Source organism: Azospirillum agricola (assembly GCF_020005195.1).
Taxonomy (GTDB): Bacteria; Pseudomonadota; Alphaproteobacteria; order Azospirillales; family Azospirillaceae; genus Azospirillum; species Azospirillum agricola.
In genome coordinates this window covers 822,369-839,433 of record NZ_JAIFZR010000004.1, presented here as the reverse complement: position 1 = coordinate 839,433, position 17,065 = coordinate 822,369, and the positions used below count along the sequence as shown (strand labels likewise).

Genomic DNA, 17,065 nt, shown 5'->3' with positions numbered 1-17,065 from the left:
AATGGATGACCAGATTGATCGGGCTTTCGGGCAGCCTGCGCCGCGGATCGCTGAACACGGCCCTGCTCAGGGCGGCGGCGGGGCTGATGGCCGACGGCGACGAGCTGACCGTCGACACCATCCACGGCATCCCGCTCTACGACGGCGACGTCGAGGCGACGGACGGCATCCCGGCGGCGGTGACGGTGCTGAAGGAGGCCATCGCCGGGGCGGACGGTCTGCTGCTCGTCACGCCCGAATACAACAATTCGATCCCCGGCCCCTTCAAGAACACCATCGACTGGCTGTCCCGCCCGCCGGCCGACACCCGGCGAGTGTTCGCCGGCAAGCCGGTGGCGGTGATGGGCGTCTCGCCGGGCGGGTTCGGCACCGTCCTCGCCCAGGCCGCCTGGCTGCCGGTCCTCCGCACGCTCGGGGTCGATTTGTGGACCGGGAACCGGCTGGCGGTCTCCCACGCCGGCAAGCTCTTCGGGGAGGACGGCACGCTCGCCGATCCGAAGACCGTCGATCAGTTGCGGAGCTTCGTGCAGGGCTTCGCGGCCTTCGCGCGGTCGGCCTCCGGGAGGGCGGCCTCCGGGGGGTGAGTCGACGCCGGGAGGCCGCGCCGGATCGCCGCCCGGAGATCGCCCCCCCGAGATCACCGCCGGAAGCTTATCGCCCGATCCAGGCCGGGCGGCGCTTTTCCAGGAAGGCCGCGATGCCCTCCTGATAGTCGGCCGACAGGTAGCAGCGGCGCAGCAGATCCTCGTCGATGCCCGGCGGCAGGCCCTGGTCGCGCAGCCGGTGCAAACCCTCGCGCGTCGCCCGCAGGGTCAGCGGCGCCAGGGCGGCCAGCTCCTCGGCCACGCTCTGGCCGTGGGCGGTCAGCTCCTCTTCGTTGGCGGTGACGGTCCGCACCGCGCCGGCCGCCGCCAGTTCGTCTGCGGTCAGCAGGCGGGCGCTGAAGATCATCTCCTTGGTCCGCGCGGTGCCGAGCACCGCCGACAGCCGGGCGAGATTCTTGACGCTCAGGCAGTTGCCCACCGTGCGGGCGATGGGAAAGCCGAAGCGCACCGAAGGCGACGCGACGCGCACGTCGCAGCAGGAGGCGAGCAGCGCCCCCTCGCCGACGCAGGCCCCCGACAGGACGGCGACGGTCGGCACGCGCACCGCCTCCAGGGCCATCGCCGCCGCCTCGGCGCGGATCTCCAGGATGGTGAAATCCTCGGGCGACGCGACCGCTTGCAGGCAGGACAGGTCGGCCCCGGCCATGAAGGCCGGCTTGTCGCCGGTGGCGCCGGTCAACGCCAGGGCCTTGATCTCCGGATCGGAATCGACCGCCCGGCAGATCTCGATCAGCCGGTCCTCCATCCAGGGGGTGATGGCGTTGCGGGCGTGCGGACGGTTGAAGATCACCCATTGGACCGCGCCGCGGCGTTCGGTCAGGATCTCGGGCGGCGCGCCGGGGGAGGTGCCCGTGGCGGCGCCGGTGGTCGGGTCGGTCATGTCGGTGGGGTCCTTGGAAGGCGGTCAGGCGGCCGGGGCCAGGATCTGGCAGGCGTCGATGGGAAGATGGACGGTCGTCGCGGCGCCCGGTCCGTAGCGGTGCTCCGGCGGCACGAAGGCGCGGATCGTCCGGTCGCCGCCGATGTCCACCAGCACGTCGCGGTGCTCGCCGAGATAGGCGGAGCGCACCACGGTGCCGGGCAGGCTGTTGCAGGGCAGGCCGCCATCCCCGCCCAGCCGCACCTTCGACGGCCGGACGCAGAGCGCGACCGAGCCGCCGCGCGCCGCGCCGCTGCGGTCCGGGGCGGTCAGCACATGATCGCCGACGCGGATGGCGCCCTCGCCCTCGCTGATGCCGGCCAGCGTGTTGTTGGAGCCGATGAAGCCGGCCACGAAGGCGTTGGCCGGCCGCTCGAACACCTCTTCCGGGCTGGCGAGCTGCTGGACGATGCCGGACTGCATGACGGCGATGCGGTCGGCGGTGACCAGCGCCTCCGACTGGTCGTGGGTAACGTACACCGTGGTGATGCCGAGCAGGTCATGGACCTGCCGGATCTCGAAGCGCATCTCCTCGCGCAGATGGGCGTCGAGGTTGGACAGCGGCTCGTCGAGCAGCAGGATCGACGGCTCCACCACCAGCGCGCGGGCCAGCGCCACGCGCTGCTGCTGGCCGCCCGACAGCTCGGACGGGTAGCGGTCGCGCAGATGCTCCAGCCGGACGGTGCGCAAGGCGCGGGTCAGCCGCTCGGCGATCTCGGCCTTGGGCAGACGGCGGATGGTCAGGCCGAAGGCGACGTTCTCGGCCACCGTCTTGTGCGGCCACACCGCGTAGTTCTGGAACACCAGCGAGATGCCGCGCTTTTCCGGCGGCAGCACGCCGCGCGGGGAGGAGAGCAGGGTGTCGTCGGCCCAGATCTCGCCCTCGGTCGGCGCCTCGAAGCCGGCCAGCAGTTGCAGCGTCGTCGATTTCCCGCAGCCGGACGGGCCGAGCAGCGCCAGAAGCGTGCCGTTGGGAACCTGGAGGTCGATGCCGCGCAGCGCCGTGTAGTCGCCGAAGCTCTTGCGCAGGTTGGTGATGCGGATGCCGCTCATGAGGGAACTCCGGCCGCCGTGGCGGTCTTGCGGGAGGTGCGCCGCGCGCCGGTCAGCCCGGCCAGCGGGCGGGCGATGGCCACCAGCAGCAGCGTGATCAGGAGGAGAAGGACGCTCATCGCGCAGACGGCCTCGTAGTTGCCGCCGTCCTTGGCGTTGTAGATCAGCGTCGTCATCACGTTGGTCTTGGGCGTGATGAGGAAGACGGCGACCGACAGCTCGCGGATGATCGGGATGAAGACCAGGAACCAGCCCGACACCAGCCCGCCGCCCATCAGCGGCAGGGTGACGGCCAGGAAGGTCCGCGCCTCGCCGGCGCCCAGGCTGCGGGCGGCGCGCTCCAGCTCCGGCCCGATGCCCTTCAGGATCGACCCGCCGTGGGCATAGGCGATCGGCAGGAAGGTGGCGGCGAAGGCGGCGATCAGCAGCAGCGGCGTGCCGTAGAGGTTGAAGGGGGCGCGGGTGTAGGCGGCGAAGAAGCCGACCGACAGCACGATGCCGGGGATGATGATCGGCACCGTGGCCACCGCCCCCAGCAGGGAGGCGCCGGGCATCATCCGCCGCTCGACGATGTAGGCGACCAGCGTGCCGAGCGCCACGCACAGCGTCGCCCCCAGCGTCGAATAGACCAGCGAGTTGACGATGGCCGTGTGGGTCTCCGAATTGCCGAAGATCGCCCACCAGTACCAGTAGAGGGACAGGTTCTCCCAGCTCAGGCCCAAGCCCCAGGCGCGGGTCAGCGACACCAGCAGCAGGGCGGCGTAGGGCAGGAAGACCGACACCAGCGGCATCAGCAGCGCGAGGAACAGGGCGGGCCAGCGCCAGCCGCCGAGACGGATCTGCCGTCCGGCGCGCGTCTTGCCGGAGATGGTGACGTACTGCTTGCGGCCGAGGTAGCGGCGGCGCATCCAGAACAGGGCGCCGGTGACCAGCAGCAGCGGCATGCAGTAGGCGGCGGCCAGATAGATTTCCGGCGGGAACAGCTGGTAGAACTCGGCCAGCTTGGTGGTGACGACCGGGATGCCGGTCGGCGTCAGCAGGAAGGCCGGGACGCCGAACAGCGTCAGCCCCTGGATGAAGGAGAGGATGAAGCTGGCGATCACCGCCGGGGCGGCGAGCGGGATGGTGATGCTGACCATCGTCCGCAGCACGCCGCAGCCGAGCGTCGTCGCCGCGTCCTCCAACTCCACCGCCATCTCGTCGAGCGCGCTCGACACCATGGTGAAGCTGTAGGGCACCGTGTAGATGCCGCAGACGAAGACCGCGCCGGCCATCGAGTAGATGTTCAGCGGTGCCCCGGCGCCCTCGCCGGCCAGCCAGCGCCACGCCGTGTTGAGCCAGCCCGAATTGGGCGCGGCCAGCAGGATCCAGCCGGTGGCGCCGATGAAGGACGGGGTGACGAAGGCGGTCAGGGTCAGGACGCGGATGCTGCGGCGGAAGGGCAGGTCGGTGCGCGACACCAGCCAGGCCAGCGGCACGCCGATGCCGACGGCGATCAGCGCCGTGGCGGCGGCCAGGACCAGGGAATTGATCAGCGGCTCGATCAGGTCGGCCGACTGGACGACGCGCGCGTAGTTGTTCAGGGTCCAGGCGCCGGTCGCGTCATCGTGGACGCTGTTGTACAGCACCCAGCCGAAGGGCTGGACGACCAGCAGCACCAGGAGAAGGATGACGGCGCCGAGAATGGTCGCCTTGACGAGCGGCACGCGGGCCATGACGGGACGCGCCACGGCGTCGCGGGAACTGGTTGAGATGACCCCCATTGGGTCCGCCTCCCGTTGCCAAGGATGGGCCTTGCGGCCCAGCATGATGGAGTGTTCCCGAACCGGCGGCCGGGTGGCAACCGCCGCCGGCTGGGAAAGCCCTCTCCCGTCCCGGGAGAGGGAGGGGACCCGCGAAGCGGGGAGGGTGAGGGGCTATCGGGCGTGGTACGCAATCCATGCTCCTCTAGCCCCTCACCCTTCCCACCGCTGCGCGGCGGGCCCCGAGGTCGCTCGCAAGTCTCGCGACCGCGCGCCACCTACGATCGCCTTCGGCGTTCGTCCGGCCTGCGGCCGTCGGTTCTGCGCCCTCTCCCGGGGCGGGAGAGGGAAGGCAACTAGCGCACCAGTTCCTTCCACTTGGCGATGCCCTCGGCCACCTCGGCGGCGAGGTCGTCGCCGGTGTTGCGGAACCACTTCATCTGGTCGAGCGAGCGGCCTTCCGCCCAGGCGACGTCGGTGCGCAGCGTCGGCCAGAAGTTCCTCGACAGGATGTCGGAAACCTCCTTGGAATAGAGGAAGTTGGTGAACAGCCGGGCGGCGTTGGGGTGGGGCGCCTTGGCCGGGATGCCGGTGAGGCCGAGGTTCAGGATGGCGTCGTCGGTCGGCACGCTGACGTCGATCGGGTTGCCGGCCGCCTTCTGGGTCAGCGTGTAGCTGAAGGGCGCGCCCGATCCCACGACGCGCTCGCCGGCCAGGATGTCGGTCACGGTGTCGACGTTGGACTGGCCGACCTTCGGCTTCTGCTGGCCGAAGCGGCGCAGGTAGTCGTCGCCGTACTTGCGGCGGATGGCGACCACCCAGCTCGCCACGTCGCCGGAGAAGGCGGGGCTGCCGGTGGTGATCTTGCCCTTCCACTGGTCCTCCAGCAGCGCCATCCAGCTCGTCGGCGGGGCGGAGACCTTGCCCGGCGCGTAGTTGATGCTGGTCAGGCTGATGGCGCCGACATGGTACATGGCGTCCTTGTCCAGCCCCTTGAAGGCGGCCGGCAGATTCACGGCGTCGGGCGGGTCGTAGGCGGCGAGCGCGCCGATCTTCTTCAGCTCGGTGTAGTGCAGCAGGTTGGTGGTGCCCAGCGAATCGCATTCGGCGACGCCGTTCTGCAACTCCAGCCGCAGGCGGGTGTAGACGGTCTGCGAGGCCTGGCGGAGAAGCTGGACCTCGATGCCCGGATACTTCGCCTTGAAGGCGTCGCGGATCGCCTCCATCGTCTGCTGCTCGTAGGAGCCCCAATAGAGCGTCAGCGCGCCTTCCTTGCGGGCGGCGGCGTAGAGCGGGTCGTCTTGCGCTGCGGCCAGCCGGGCGAAGCCGGTGCCGGCGAGGCCGCCGGACAGCAGCGCCGTCCCGACCAGCCCGCCCGTCTTCAGAAGCCCGCGGCGAGAGATGTCCGTCATGTTCGTCGTCCCTGTTCGGTTGTTGCGTGGGTGCCGTTTCGGCTTTGTTGGTCGCTTTGTGGGGTGTCGTGCTCAGTAATCGCCGGTGGTCGCGCCGCCGTCGGCGACGATGGTCTGGCCGGTGACGTAGGCCGCGTCGTCCGAGGCCAGGAAGGCGACGATGGACGCGATCTCCTCCGGTCGGCCCAGCCGGCCGATGGGGGTCTTGCCGACCCATTGCGCGCGGATCGCGTCCGGCACGCCCTCGACGATGCTGGTCTCGACCACGCCGGGGGCGACGGCGTTGACCAGGATGCCGCGCCTGGCGCCTTCCAGCGCCGCCGTCCGCGTCAGCCCGACCACGCCGGCCTTGGAGGCCGAGTAGTTGGCCTGCCCGAAGGTGCCGAGCATGGCGGTGGAGGCGATGTTGACGATGCGGCCCCAGCCCCGGTCGCCGACCAGCTTGAACGCCGTCTGGCAGCCGAGCCAGGTGCCGCGCAGGTTCACGTCGAGGACGGCGCTCCATTCCGCGTCGCTCATCTTGACGAGCGAGCGGTCGCGGACGATGCCGGCGACGTTGACCAGGATGTCGACGGCGCGCAACGGCTCGGGCAGGGCGGCGACGGCCGCCTCCCAGCTCGCCCGGTCCGATACGTCGAGCCGCACCGCGTGAGAGACCGCTCCACCGTCGCGCAGGGCCGAGGCGACTTGTTCGGCCGGTTCCAGCCCGATGTCGGCGACGACCACGGCGGCGCCCTCGGCGGCCAGCCGCTCGCACACCGCGCGGCCGATGCCGCCGCCGCCGCCGGTCACGAAGGCCGTCCGGCCCTTCAAGCGATCCTGCATGGTCATGCTCATGCCGTTACCCGTCCTGTCACCTGGCGCCCGATGGAGAACACGTCCTCGCCCTCCTGCACCGTGCCGCCGCTCTGGTTGCGCACGGTGATGCCGACGCGGACGATGCCGCGGTCGGGCTTCGACGCGCTGGGACGGACCTCCAGCACCTCGGCCTCGTACTGGATGGTGTCGCCGGCGAAGACCGGGCCGACGAAGCGGCGGCGGGTCTCCAGGAAGGCGAGGATCGCCCAGTCGTCGATGGCCGAGCGCAGGCCGGTGCTCATCGAATGGGTGAGCATGCCGTGGGCGATGGTCCGTCCGAAGCCGTTGGCCTTGGCCGCCTCGGCGTCCATGTGCAGCGGGTTGAAGTCGCCGGTCAGCCCGGCGAACCAGACGATGTGCGCCTCGGTCACGGTGACGCGGGTGGAGAGCGCGCGGGCGCCCGGTTCGATCTCGTCGAGGTGGATGGGGTTCGTCATGCATCGCTCCGGAGGCGGAAGATCGGCAGGCTGATGGTCTCGTCCAGGCGGTGGAAGGCGACGGCCAGCGGCAGGCCGGCGCGCAGATCGGTTTCGGCGACGCCCTCGATCCGCGAGAAGATGGTGACGCCCTCCTCCAGCCGGACCAGGGCGCAGGTGTAGGGATCGCCCCGCGTGTTGCCGCGATGGACGACGGAGTAACTGAGCAGTTCGCCGCGTCCGCTTGCCTCGACCCATTCGGGGGTGGCGTGCGGGGCGTGGATGGAGTGGGCGCGCGGGTACCACTGGTACAGCCCGGTCTCCGGGCAGCGCTGGATCAGGAAGCGTCCCTCGCGCGCCGCCTCCCAGAAGGGGGCGGAGGTTTCGTCGAGGGTCGGCATCGTCGTCATGGCGGTCATGGCATCACCTACACGGTGAGGATGGCGGTGGCGGCGGAGCAGAAGGTCCCGCCCAGCCCGTGGGCCAAGGCAACCTCGGCGTCCGGCACCTGGATGCCCGGCGCGTCGCCGCGCAGCTGGCGGACGCTTTCGATCAGCGTGAAGATGCCGCGCTTGCCCGGATGGTTGGACGACAGGCCGCCGCCGTCGGTGTTGGTCGGCAGGCTGCCGCCCGTGGCCGACAGCTTGCCGGCCGCGACGAAGGCGCCGCTTTCGCCGCGTCCGCAGAAGCCCAGATCCTCCAGCGCCAGCATCGGCGTGATAGTGAAGGCGTCGTAGATCTGCGCGACGTCGATGTCGGCCGGCGTCACCCCGGCCATGGCGAAGGCGCGCGGGCCGGACAGCGCGGCGGGGGTGGAGAGGTCGTCGGGGATCTGGCTGTTCTGGGTCCGCGCCACGGCGGCGCCGTAGCCGGCCAGATACACGGGGCGGCGCCTCAGGTCGCGCGCCCGCTCGCGGCTGGTCATCACCAGCGCGCCGCCGCCGTCGGTGACGACGCAGCAGTCCAGCCGGTGCAGCGGCGAGGCGATTACCGGCGAGGCCAGCACGTCCTCCACCGTGATCGGCTTGCGCAGCCGGGCCTGCGGGTTGGCGGCGGCGTGCTCGCGGAAGGTGACGGCGACCTGGGCGAGCTGCTCCGGCGTCGTGCCGTAGAGGTCCATGTGGCGCCGGGCGAACAGCCCGTAGGTCGCGATCAGCGTCGGCGCGTAGGGGATCTCGTATTGCCCCGGCCCGGCCGGGAGGACGAAGGGGTCGAAGGAGGGCGTGCTCAGCGGCCACCAGCGCGGGCAGGCGGCGTAGCTGATGACCACCACCTCGGCCAAGCCCATGGCGATGGCGGCGGCGGCCTGTCCGGCCTGCATGATGTAGGAGCAGCCGCCGACGTCGGTGCTGTTCACGTAGGTCGGCTGGATGCCGATGTATTCGGCCAGCTCGATGACGTCCATCGTGCCGCCGCCTTCGGCCCAGTCGCCCGACGCGGCGCAGAGCCCGTCGACATCCTTCAGCGTCAGGCCGGCGTCGTCGAGCGCGCCCTGGATGCATTCCATCTGGAGGGCGAAGGGGTGGACGCGCGGCGCGTCGCGGCGGGGGGATTCATAGGCGCCGACGATGGCGGTCTTGCCCGAAAGCTCCTTCACGGCCCTGGTCGTCCTTTCACGGTTGCGGGAACCCGGCACCGGCACGATGGCGCCGGCGAGCAAAGAGGCTCCGTTGGACAAGTATCGGAAGACAAGGCGACCGGCCGGCACGGGAAGCGCGAAGAACTCCCGGAATGCCCTCTAGACTTCGGTCGCCGCCGGTCCGCTCCCGGCACAATCGAGAATACCGGACACCCTCCGTGTCACAAGCAGAAAAAAGTCTGCGCTCCGGTGCATGGAGCGCACCAATGACCGGCTCGCGTCCGGTGCCTTTCCTGCACCGGATTGGGCCAAACTAAGCGATTGTTTTCGCGGCGCCGTGGCGCAAGCCTTTGGGCATCGCATTCCCGCCGGCGCCTTGCGGCGCGGCCCCGTCCGGCCCGCTCCCCGGTGCCCGGCAGCCCCGAAGGAACCTTCATGACCGACACCGAAACCCAACGCCGGAGCGGCCCGCTGGCCGGCGTGCGCGTTGTCGATCTCACGCACATGTTGGCCGGCCCCTACAGCACCTGGCTGCTCGGCGCGCTGGGCGCCGACGTCATCAAGATCGAGCGTCCGGGCAAGGGCGACTTCACCCGCGTCATCGCGCCCTTCAGCGACGATGAGAGCATTTACTTCATGAGCGTCAACCGCAACAAGCGGAGCCTTACGCTCAACTTGAAGGAGGAGAAGGGAAAGGAGATCTTCAAACGCATCGTCGCCTCCAGCGACGTGCTGGTCGAGAACAACCGGGCCGGCACGATGGACCGGCTGGGTCTGGGCTACGCCGACCTGAAGGCGGTCAACGAAAAGCTGATCTACGCCTCGATCTCCGGCTTCGGGCAGGACGGCCCCTACCGCCACCGGCCCTGCTTCGACGTGGTGGCCCAGGCGATGTCGGGGATGATGAGCATCACCGGCGAGCCCGGCGGCCAGCCCAACCGCGTCGGCGCCTCGATCGGCGACATCGGGTCGAGCCTGTTCGCCGCCATCGGCATCCTCTCGGCCTTGCAGAAGCGGGCCAGCACGGGGGAGGGCAGCTTCATCGACGTGGCGATGCTGGATTGCCAGCTGGCATTGATGGAGAACGCCATCGCCCGTTACCTCAACGCCGGCGACGTGCCGCGCGCGCTGGGCAGCCGTCACCCGCTGATCGCGCCCTTCCAGTCCTTCCCCACGGCCGACAAGCCGATCGCCGTCTGCGTCGACACCAACGAGCAGTGGGAGCGGCTGGTCGGCGCCATGGGGCTGGAGCATCTGCTCTCCGACCCGCGCTTCCTCACCGGCTCCGAGCGCAACGCCAACCACGCGGAGCTCGAACCGCTGCTGGTTCCGGTCTTCGCCACCCGCACCCGCGAGGAGTGGCTGGCGCGTCTGGAGGCGGCCGACGTGCCGTCCAGCCCGATCAACAGCGTGCCCGACGCGCTGGCCGACCCGCAGGTCATCCACCGCAACATGGTGGTGGAGGTGCCGCCCGGCTCCGGCAAGCGCTTCGCCGCCGTGCCGATCCACATGCAGGGCGCCCCGTTGGCGGACGAGGCCCCGGCGCCGCGGCTGGGCGAGCACACCGACGCCATCCTGGCCGAGCTGGGCTTCGCCGCCGCCGACATCGAGGCGCTGCGCATCGCCGCGGTGGTGTGATGGGGGCGGAGCGGGGGGCGGAGGAAAGGGCCGGCGACGGGACGCGTGCGGCGCTGGCGAAAATGCTTCATGATGCCATCGGAATCGTCCCGTCACCCCAAGCTCCGATGGCCCAGCCCCGCATGGCGCGCCGCCTTCCTCCGCTCCTCGCGCTCCGCGCCTTCGACGTCTTCGCCCGGCTGGGCACCGTGCGCGCCGCCGCCGACGAGCTGGCGGTGTCGCACACCGTGGTGTCCCGCCACATCCAGAACCTGGAGCAGTCGGTCGGCGTCAAGCTGGTGGCCAAGTCGGGGCGCGGCCTGTCCCTGACCCGCGAGGGCACCCGTTTCGCCGCCCAGATGCGGCGCGCCTTCGACCTGATCGCCGAGGCCAGCAACGAGCTGCGCAACGGCGGCATCGAGGCGGTGCACATCTGCTGCCTCGCCGGTCTGGCCTCGCGCCGGCTGCTCGGCCGCCTGCCGGAGCTGGAGGCGGCGATGGCCGGGCGCGAGGTGATCCTGCAACCGACCTCCGCCCGCCCCGACTTCAGCCGGGGCGAGGCCGACGCCGAGATCATGTATCTGGAGGACGGCGCCGCCGCCGTCGCCGAGGGGCTGCGGGCCGAGATGTTCGCCAAGCCCCGCATCCTCGCCATCGCCAGCCCGGAGTTCAAGGCGCGCTATCCGGACGTGCGGACACCGGCCGATCTGGTCGGGCTGCCGTTGATCCACGAGCAGTCCACCGGCATGTGGGAGGCGTGGCTGGAGGAGGCGGGCGTCGGCGACCTGCCCCGGCTGCGCGGCCCGCGCCTGTGGCAGGCCCACCTGACCATCGAGGCGGCCCGGCTCGGGCGCGGGGTGGCGCTGGTCAGCGACCTGCTGGTCATCGACAACCTCGCCAGCGGCGAGCTGGTGGAGATGGTCGACAGCGACGTCACCATCGGCGGCTACTACTTCATCGCCCCGGCGCAGAAATGGAACACGCCGGTCATCGCGGCGATCCGGCAATGGCTGCGCGAGGTGTTTCCGCCGCCGGATTCCCAACCGACCGTTTGAGGGCCGTGTGACCGACCGCGCTCCGCACCCCCCGGCGGCGTCATGCCCGGACCTGGTTCGGCCATGACGACGCCGGGGCGGGGCTCTGATACCCTCACCCCATTTTCACCGTCCGGGGCGGCGCCGCCCGGCTCCCGGCCATCGCGGAACCCGACCATGACCGACAGCCTGTTCGACCATCTGCTGAGCCCGTCCACCGACCCGGCCCGCCTCGCCATCGAAACCGCCGACGGCAAGCGCCTGTCCTACGGGGACCTGCGCGCCGCCACCGGCCGCATGGCGAACGCGCTGGTCGCCGAGGGCGTGCGCCCCGGCGACCGCGTTGCCGTGCAGGTCGAGAAGTCGGTCGCGGCGCTGGTCCTCTACCTCGCCTGCCTGCGGGCCGGGGTGGTCTATCTGCCGTTGAACACCGCCTACACCCCGGCGGAGCTGAGCTATTTCGTCGGCGACGCCGAACCCGCCCTGGTCGTCTGCGACCCGGCGCGGCTCGACGCCACGACGGCGCTGGCCGGGAGCGTCCCGGTCCGCACGCTGGACGCGCAGGGCGGGGGCAGCCTGACCGACGCGGCGGCCGGCCGGCTGGAGGACTTCGCCACCGTCGCGCGCGGTCCGGACGATCTGGCCGCCATCCTCTACACCTCCGGCACCACCGGGCGGTCGAAGGGGGCGATGCTGACCCAGGACAACCTGCTGTCCAACGCGCGGGTGCTCCAGACCGAATGGCGCTTCGGGCCGGACGACGTGCTGCTGCACGCCCTGCCGATCTTCCACACCCACGGGCTGTTCGTCGCCTGCAACCTCGTGCTGCTGTCCGGCGCCTCGATGCTGCTGCTGCCGCGCTTCGACCCGGCGGACGCGCTGGCCCGGCTGCCGGCCGCCACGGTGATGATGGGGGTGCCGACCTTCTACACCCGGCTGCTCGGTCAGCAGGGGCTGACGCCGGAGGCCTGCCGGACGATCCGCCTGTTCGTCTCCGGCTCCGCCCCGCTTCTGGCCGAGACGCACCGTGCCTGGGAGGAGCGCACCGGCCACCGCATCCTGGAGCGCTACGGCATGACCGAGACCGGCATGCTGACCTCCAACCCCCACGACGGCGACCGCGTGGCCGGCACCGTCGGCTTCCCGCTGCCGGGGGTCGACCTGCGCATCACCGACCCGGCGACCGGCGAGCCCCTGGGCGGCGACGCCATCGGCGCCATCGAGGTGCGCGGGCCGAACGTCTTCAAGGGCTACTGGCGCATGCCGGAGAAGACCGCCGCCGAGTTCCGGCCGGGCGGCTTCTTCATCACCGGCGACCTCGGCCGGGTCGACGAACGCGGCTACGTCCACATCGTCGGGCGCGGCAAGGACCTGATCATCAGCGGCGGCTTCAACGTCTACCCCAAGGAGGTGGAGGGCGAGATCGACGCGCTGCCCGGCGTGCTGGAGAGCGCGGTGATCGGCATCCCGCACCCCGACTTCGGCGAGGGCGTCGTCGCCGTCGTCGTGCCGAACGGCAGGGAGCCCGTTACCGAGGCCGGCATCGTCGCCGCCCTGAAGGACCGGCTGGCCCGCTACAAGCTGCCCAAGCGGGTCGTGCTGGTGGCCGAACTGCCGCGCAACAGCATGGGCAAGGTGCAGAAGGCGGAATTGCGCAACGTCCATGCGGGGGTGTTCGGATGAGCGGCCCCGTCCCGCCGCCCCTTCCGGCGGAGATCCTGACCTCCGGGCCGTTGCGCGTCGCGGAGGAGTGGATCGACCTCTACGGCCACATGAACATGGCGCGCTACGTCGCCCTGTTCGACGAGGTGGGCTACGCCCTCCAGGAACGCTGGGGGCTGGGGGAGAGCTACACCCGCGAGACGCGGATGGGCCTGTTCGTGGTCGACGTCGCGATCAGCTACCGGCGGGAGCTGACCGCCGGCACGCCGCTGACCCTGGCGTTGCGGCTGCTGGAGGCCGACGACAAGCGGTTGGTCTGCCTGATGGAGCTGCGCCGCGGCGACGACGGCACGCTGGCCGCGACGATGGAGCAGCTCTCCATCCACGCCGACCTGACGACGCGGCGGGTGGTGCCCTTCGCGCCGCCGGCCGCGCGGCGGCTCCGGACCTTGGCGGAGCATCACGCCGGCCTGCCCCTGCCGGACGGCTTCCGCCGCCGGCTCCGCTGCCGGCCGCCGGCGGACTGATCCTTCACGCCGGCGAGGCGCCGTCCTGCCCTCTCTCCGGGGGGCGAGGGCTTTTCAAGCTTCGGTCTTCTCCCCGGCTTTCTCCGTCGCCTCGTCCTCCGGACCGCCGAGCACCACGCCGGAGTTCGGCTCGACCCAGACGAGGCGATCCTCGACGCGGCGGACGCCGGGGATCGCCTCGGCCATCACCCGCAGCGCCCGGCGCTGGCGGTCGTCGAAGACGACGCCGCGCAGATCGACCACCCCGTCCGTCACCGTCACGACGAGGGAGGAGGAGGGCGCCCAGCGCTGCGCGCTCAGTTCCGCCAGGAAGCCCTCGCGGATGCGCGCGTCGCCGCTCTCCACGGCGGCGGCGGGACGGGCCAGCGTGCGCAGCAGGTCCGAGCGGCTGACGACGCCGACGATCCGGCCGTCGCGCAGCACCGGCAGGCGCTTGACGCGATGCTCCTCCATCAGGGCGACGGCCGCGCCGAGGTCGGCGTTCTCGTCGACCGTGACGACCTTGCGGGTCATGACGTCCTCGACCCGGCGGCCGTGGGAGTGGATGTATTCGTCGGCGATCCTTCCCGGCCCGACCAGGAATTCCAGCCAGCGCGGGCGCTGCCGCTCGGTCCCGCACTCGACCCGGCGCAGGAAGTCGCCCTCGGTGACGATCCCGGCCAGCCGGCCGTCGGCCTCGACCACCGGAATCCCGCTGATGCGCTTCCCGATCATCAGCGCCACGGCCTCTTCGACGGAAGCGCCGGGCCCGACCGTGAGCGCCGGGCTGGTCATGACATCCAGGACTTTCATGATGCGGATTCCCCTGTTTCTTCTTGGGACATTGCGTCACCCCCTGTCCTGCGCCCGCCGGCCGGACGCGACAACCGCGCTTTCCGGTTCCCAGCCATGCCCGCGTGCCGGGTGTGGAAAACGAAAAGGGCGGCGGCCAATGACGGCCGCCGCCCTTTTCGTTTTCCCGTCCGGATCACCGGAGCCCGGTCACTGGAGCAACGTCTTGTTGGCCCACAGGGCGGCCAGGGTGACGAGGGCGCCCGACAGCAGGTAGCCGCCGGCCGCCAGCAGCCCGAACTGGCTGGACAGCAGCAGCGCCGCCAGCGGCGCGAAGCCGGCGCCGAACAGCCAGGCGAGGTCCGACGTCAGGGCCGAGCCGGTGTAGCGCGACTGCGGCGCGAAGGTCGAGGCAATGACGCCCGACGACTGCCCGAAGGACAGGCCGAGCAGAACGAAGCCGATCACCATGAAGACGGTCTCTCCGGCCGCCCCGCCGTCGAGCAGTTGCGGGGCGAAGCCGCTGAACACGGCGATCACCGCGGCGCAGCATCCCAGCAGGGTCCGCCGCCCGACGCGGTCGGCGATGGTGCCGGACAGCACGATGGCGATGACGCCGAAGACGGCGGCGACCGCCTCGATGACCAGGAATTCCGCCGGGGGGTTCTTGGTGAACAGGAAGATCCAGGACAGCGGGAAGACCGTGACCATGTGGAACAGGGCGAAGCTGGCGAGCGGCGCGAAGGCGCCGACGACGACCTTCTTGCCGTCCGTCGCCAGCAGTTCGCGGATCGGGACCGGTTGCAGGTCGCGGCTTTCGAACAGCCGGGTGTATTCCGGCGTCACCACGATGCGCAGCCGGGCGAACAGCGCCACCACGTTGATCGCGAAGGCGACGAAGAAGGGATAGCGCCAGCCCCAGCCGAAGAAATCCTCCGGCGACAGGTTGCCGGCGAAATAGGCGAACAGCCCGCTGGCGACGATCAGGCCGAGCGGCGCGCCGAGCTGCGGGATCATCGCGTACCAGCCGCGCCGGCCCTCCGGCGCGTTGAGCGCCAGCAGCGAGGCCAGCCCATCCCAGGTGCCGGCCAGCGCCAGCCCCTGGAGGATGCGCAGGAAGCCCAGCAGCCAGGCGGAATAGCCGCCGATCCGCTCGTAGCCCGGCAGGAAGGCGATGGCCACCGTCGAGGTGCCGAGCAGGAACAGCGCGATGGTCAGCTTCGTCCCGCGCCCGTAGGCGCGGTCGACCGCCATGAAGATGACGCTGCCGAGCGGCCGCGCCACGAAGGCGAGCGCGAAGATGGCGAAGGACCACAGCGTTCCGGTCAGCGGGTCCACATAGGGGAAGACGAGCCGCGGGAACACGATGACCGACGCGATCGCGTAGACGAAGAAGTCGAAGAATTCGGAGGTCCGGCCGATGATGACGCCGATCGCGATCTCGCCCGGATTAACCCCGTGGTCGCGGGCGTTGATCCGTCGCGCGTCCCGTTCAGCCGCAGTCGATTCAGCCGTTGTCGATGGCCCCATGGTCTCAGCACCGGTTCGGCAGTTTCAATGGAACATGCGCCGATGCTGCGTGTCGCGCAACGGCGGCACGCATCATGTGTCCGGTGGCGCGCCATCGCGGCATTGGACAAATTGTCCAATGTCCTCCCTGGCGCGTGGGAGATAGCTGTCTGCCTGAAGCAAACCCCGAAGCAAACCTTTGTTAACAGGTTAAGCCTTGAGCCGTTCTCGCCTCCTCGCCCTGCTGCCGCTGACGGCGGCGCTGAGTGGCTGCGATCTGGTCGTGCTGAACCCGTCCGGCGACGTGGCGAGTCAGCAGGGCCAGCTCGTGGTCGTGTCCACCCTGCTCATGCTGCTCATCATCGTTCCGGTGATGGCGCTGACCGTGCTGTTCGCCTGGCGCTATCGCCAGTCGAATACCAAAGCGCGGTACGAACCGGAATGGGACCATTCGACGCAGCTCGAGCTGGTGATCTGGGCGGCGCCGCTGCTGATCATCATCGTGCTGGGCGCCCTGACCTGGATGACCACGCATCTGCTCGACCCCTACCGGCCGATCGAGCGGATCGCGGCGAACCGCCCGGTCCCGGCGGAGGCGAAGACGCTGGAGATCGACGTCGTGGCGCTCGACTGGAAATGGCTGTTCCTCTATCCCGAATACGGGATCGCGGCGGTCAACGAGGTCGCGGCGCCGGTCGACCGGCCGATCCGCTTCAACATCACCTCCTCCTCGGTGATGAACTCCTTCTACATCCCGGCGCTGGCCGGACAGATCTACGCGATGCCGGGCATGCAGACGCAATTGCACGCCGTCATCAACCAGCCCGGCGCCTACAAGGGCTTCTCGGCCAACTACAGCGGGGCCGGCTTCTCGGGCATGCGCTTCACCTTCCACGGCATGGTGGACGGCGGCTTCGAGCGCTGGGTGTCGGAGGTGAAGGCCGGCGGCGGCGCGCTCGACCGCAACGGCTACCTGCAACTGGAGCGGCCGAGCGAGAACGAGCCGGTGCGCCGCTACGGCACCGTCGAGGCCGGGCTGTTCAAGGCCATCCTCAACATGTGCGTCGAGCCCGGCAAGATGTGCATGAACGACATGGCGGCGATCGACGCCAGGGGCGGCCTCGGCATGGCCGGCATCCACATCACGATGCCGCTGCTGTACGACAAGCACGCCCGGCGCGGCGCCGTCTTCGGCCCGGAACCGCGCGACGTCATCGGCATCTGCACCGTCGCGGAGCTGGTGCCGGGGCTCGTCCCGGATCTGGTGGCCGATCTGGCCGCCCCGGAGCCGGCTCCGGAGCTGGCGGCTCCCCTTCTCGGCGCGGGCCTGCCGCGTCCGTCCACTCCTTGATGCGGCAACC

Annotated in this window: 16 protein-coding genes; 6 read left to right on the top strand and 10 right to left on the bottom strand. The window is 70.5% G+C overall.

Translation table 11 applies throughout. The annotated features are described in order from the left end of the window. The first annotated feature begins 5 nt into the window (after positions 1-5). The gene (locus JN22_RS12630; RefSeq protein WP_085554244.1) at positions 6-584 is read left to right on the top strand and encodes an NADPH-dependent FMN reductase; all 579 of its coding nucleotides are present in this window, start codon (positions 6-8) and stop codon (positions 582-584) included. 67 nt (positions 585-651) lie between these two features. Here JN22_RS12630 and JN22_RS12625 read toward each other — a convergent pair whose 3' ends face one another. The 8 genes from JN22_RS12625 to JN22_RS12590 all read right to left on the bottom strand — a co-directional run bounded on the left by JN22_RS12625 (position 652) and on the right by JN22_RS12590 (position 8,602). Next, a complete protein-coding gene (locus JN22_RS12625; RefSeq protein ID WP_085554243.1) occupies positions 652-1,485 on the bottom strand; it encodes an enoyl-CoA hydratase in 834 nt (277 codons plus the stop codon). A 24-nt stretch (positions 1,486-1,509) separates the two neighbouring features. Then, a complete protein-coding gene (locus JN22_RS12620) occupies positions 1,510-2,577 on the bottom strand; it encodes an ABC transporter ATP-binding protein (protein WP_085554242.1) in 1,068 nt (355 codons plus the stop codon). Then, positions 2,574-4,340 (bottom strand): ABC transporter permease, encoded by a 1,767-nt coding sequence (locus tag JN22_RS12615; protein ID WP_085554241.1) that lies wholly within the window; start codon positions 4,338-4,340, stop codon positions 2,574-2,576. Before JN22_RS12615 ends, JN22_RS12620 begins: the two co-directional genes overlap by 4 nt. Before the next feature lie 335 nt (positions 4,341-4,675). Next, positions 4,676-5,731, bottom strand: a complete 1,056-nt coding sequence (locus JN22_RS12610) for an extracellular solute-binding protein (RefSeq protein WP_085554240.1) — start codon at positions 5,729-5,731, stop codon at positions 4,676-4,678. 72 nt (positions 5,732-5,803) lie between these two features. Beyond that, a complete protein-coding gene (locus JN22_RS12605; protein ID WP_085554239.1) occupies positions 5,804-6,568 on the bottom strand; it encodes an SDR family oxidoreductase in 765 nt (254 codons plus the stop codon). Beyond that, positions 6,565-7,026 (bottom strand): MaoC family dehydratase, encoded by a 462-nt coding sequence (locus tag JN22_RS12600; RefSeq protein WP_085554238.1) that lies wholly within the window; start codon positions 7,024-7,026, stop codon positions 6,565-6,567. The genes JN22_RS12605 and JN22_RS12600 overlap by 4 nt, the downstream gene beginning before the upstream one ends. Next, a complete protein-coding gene (locus tag JN22_RS12595) occupies positions 7,023-7,424 on the bottom strand; it encodes a Zn-ribbon domain-containing OB-fold protein (protein ID WP_085554237.1) in 402 nt (133 codons plus the stop codon). The genes JN22_RS12600 and JN22_RS12595 overlap by 4 nt, the downstream gene beginning before the upstream one ends. An 8-nt stretch (positions 7,425-7,432) precedes the next feature. After that, positions 7,433-8,602 carry a thiolase C-terminal domain-containing protein gene (locus JN22_RS12590; RefSeq protein ID WP_085554236.1) on the bottom strand — a complete coding sequence of 390 codons (1,170 nt, stop codon included), beginning with the start codon at positions 8,600-8,602 and terminating at the stop codon, positions 7,433-7,435. A gap of 417 nt (positions 8,603-9,019) precedes the next feature. On the opposite strand from JN22_RS12590, the gene JN22_RS12585 reads away from it, so the two are divergent. The 4 genes from JN22_RS12585 (at position 9,020) to JN22_RS12570 (ending at position 13,424) form a co-directional block, all read left to right on the top strand. Then, a complete protein-coding gene (locus JN22_RS12585) occupies positions 9,020-10,222 on the top strand; it encodes a CaiB/BaiF CoA transferase family protein (RefSeq protein WP_085554235.1) in 1,203 nt (400 codons plus the stop codon). Between the two features lie 107 nt (positions 10,223-10,329). Then, positions 10,330-11,256, top strand: a complete 927-nt coding sequence (locus tag JN22_RS12580) for a LysR substrate-binding domain-containing protein (RefSeq protein ID WP_211099645.1) — start codon at positions 10,330-10,332, stop codon at positions 11,254-11,256. 156 nt (positions 11,257-11,412) lie between these two features. Further along, complete coding sequence (locus tag JN22_RS12575) at positions 11,413-12,918, top strand: malonate--CoA ligase (protein ID WP_085554233.1); 1,506 nt, start codon at positions 11,413-11,415, stop codon at positions 12,916-12,918. Next, complete coding sequence (locus JN22_RS12570) at positions 12,915-13,424, top strand: thioesterase family protein (protein WP_085554232.1); 510 nt, start codon at positions 12,915-12,917, stop codon at positions 13,422-13,424. The genes JN22_RS12575 and JN22_RS12570 overlap by 4 nt, the downstream gene beginning before the upstream one ends. A gap of 54 nt (positions 13,425-13,478) precedes the next feature. Here the strand turns inward: JN22_RS12570 and JN22_RS12565 are convergent, their stop codons facing one another. Both JN22_RS12565 and JN22_RS12560 read right to left on the bottom strand, forming a co-directional pair. Further along, positions 13,479-14,216, bottom strand: coding sequence for a CBS domain-containing protein (locus tag JN22_RS12565; protein ID WP_085554231.1), 738 nt, complete (start codon positions 14,214-14,216; stop codon positions 13,479-13,481). A 189-nt stretch (positions 14,217-14,405) separates the two neighbouring features. After that, the gene (locus JN22_RS12560; protein WP_085554230.1) at positions 14,406-15,725 is read right to left on the bottom strand and encodes an MFS transporter; all 1,320 of its coding nucleotides are present in this window, start codon (positions 15,723-15,725) and stop codon (positions 14,406-14,408) included. 196 nt (positions 15,726-15,921) lie between these two features. Here JN22_RS12560 and cyoA point away from each other — a divergent pair, with 196 nt between their 5' ends. Next, on the top strand, positions 15,922-17,055 hold the full coding sequence (gene cyoA / locus JN22_RS12555; protein WP_085554229.1) for a ubiquinol oxidase subunit II: 1,134 nt from the start codon (positions 15,922-15,924) through the stop codon (positions 17,053-17,055). The last annotated feature ends 10 nt before the right edge of the window (positions 17,056-17,065 follow it).

What these genes read in the sequence shown, in the direction of transcription:
- JN22_RS12630 (WP_085554244.1), top strand. Translation starts at nt 6, where the DNA reads ATGACCAGATTGATCGGGCTTTCGGGCAGCCTGCGCCGCGGATCGCTG.
- JN22_RS12625 (WP_085554243.1), bottom strand. Translation starts at nt 1,485, where the DNA reads ATGACCGACCCGACCACCGGCGCCGCCACGGGCACCTCCCCCGGCGCG.
- JN22_RS12620 (WP_085554242.1), bottom strand. Translation starts at nt 2,577, where the DNA reads ATGAGCGGCATCCGCATCACCAACCTGCGCAAGAGCTTCGGCGACTAC.
- JN22_RS12615 (WP_085554241.1), bottom strand. Translation starts at nt 4,340, where the DNA reads ATGGGGGTCATCTCAACCAGTTCCCGCGACGCCGTGGCGCGTCCCGTC.
- JN22_RS12610 (WP_085554240.1), bottom strand. Translation starts at nt 5,731, where the DNA reads ATGACGGACATCTCTCGCCGCGGGCTTCTGAAGACGGGCGGGCTGGTC.
- JN22_RS12605 (WP_085554239.1), bottom strand. Translation starts at nt 6,568, where the DNA reads ATGAGCATGACCATGCAGGATCGCTTGAAGGGCCGGACGGCCTTCGTG.
- JN22_RS12600 (WP_085554238.1), bottom strand. Translation starts at nt 7,026, where the DNA reads ATGACGAACCCCATCCACCTCGACGAGATCGAACCGGGCGCCCGCGCG.
- JN22_RS12595 (WP_085554237.1), bottom strand. Translation starts at nt 7,424, where the DNA reads ATGACCGCCATGACGACGATGCCGACCCTCGACGAAACCTCCGCCCCC.
- JN22_RS12585 (WP_085554235.1), top strand. Translation starts at nt 9,020, where the DNA reads ATGACCGACACCGAAACCCAACGCCGGAGCGGCCCGCTGGCCGGCGTG.
- JN22_RS12580 (WP_211099645.1), top strand. Translation starts at nt 10,330, where the DNA reads ATGGCCCAGCCCCGCATGGCGCGCCGCCTTCCTCCGCTCCTCGCGCTC.
- JN22_RS12575 (WP_085554233.1), top strand. Translation starts at nt 11,413, where the DNA reads ATGACCGACAGCCTGTTCGACCATCTGCTGAGCCCGTCCACCGACCCG.
- JN22_RS12570 (WP_085554232.1), top strand. Translation starts at nt 12,915, where the DNA reads ATGAGCGGCCCCGTCCCGCCGCCCCTTCCGGCGGAGATCCTGACCTCC.
- JN22_RS12565 (WP_085554231.1), bottom strand. Translation starts at nt 14,216, where the DNA reads ATGAAAGTCCTGGATGTCATGACCAGCCCGGCGCTCACGGTCGGGCCC.
- JN22_RS12560 (WP_085554230.1), bottom strand. Translation starts at nt 15,725, where the DNA reads ATGGGGCCATCGACAACGGCTGAATCGACTGCGGCTGAACGGGACGCG.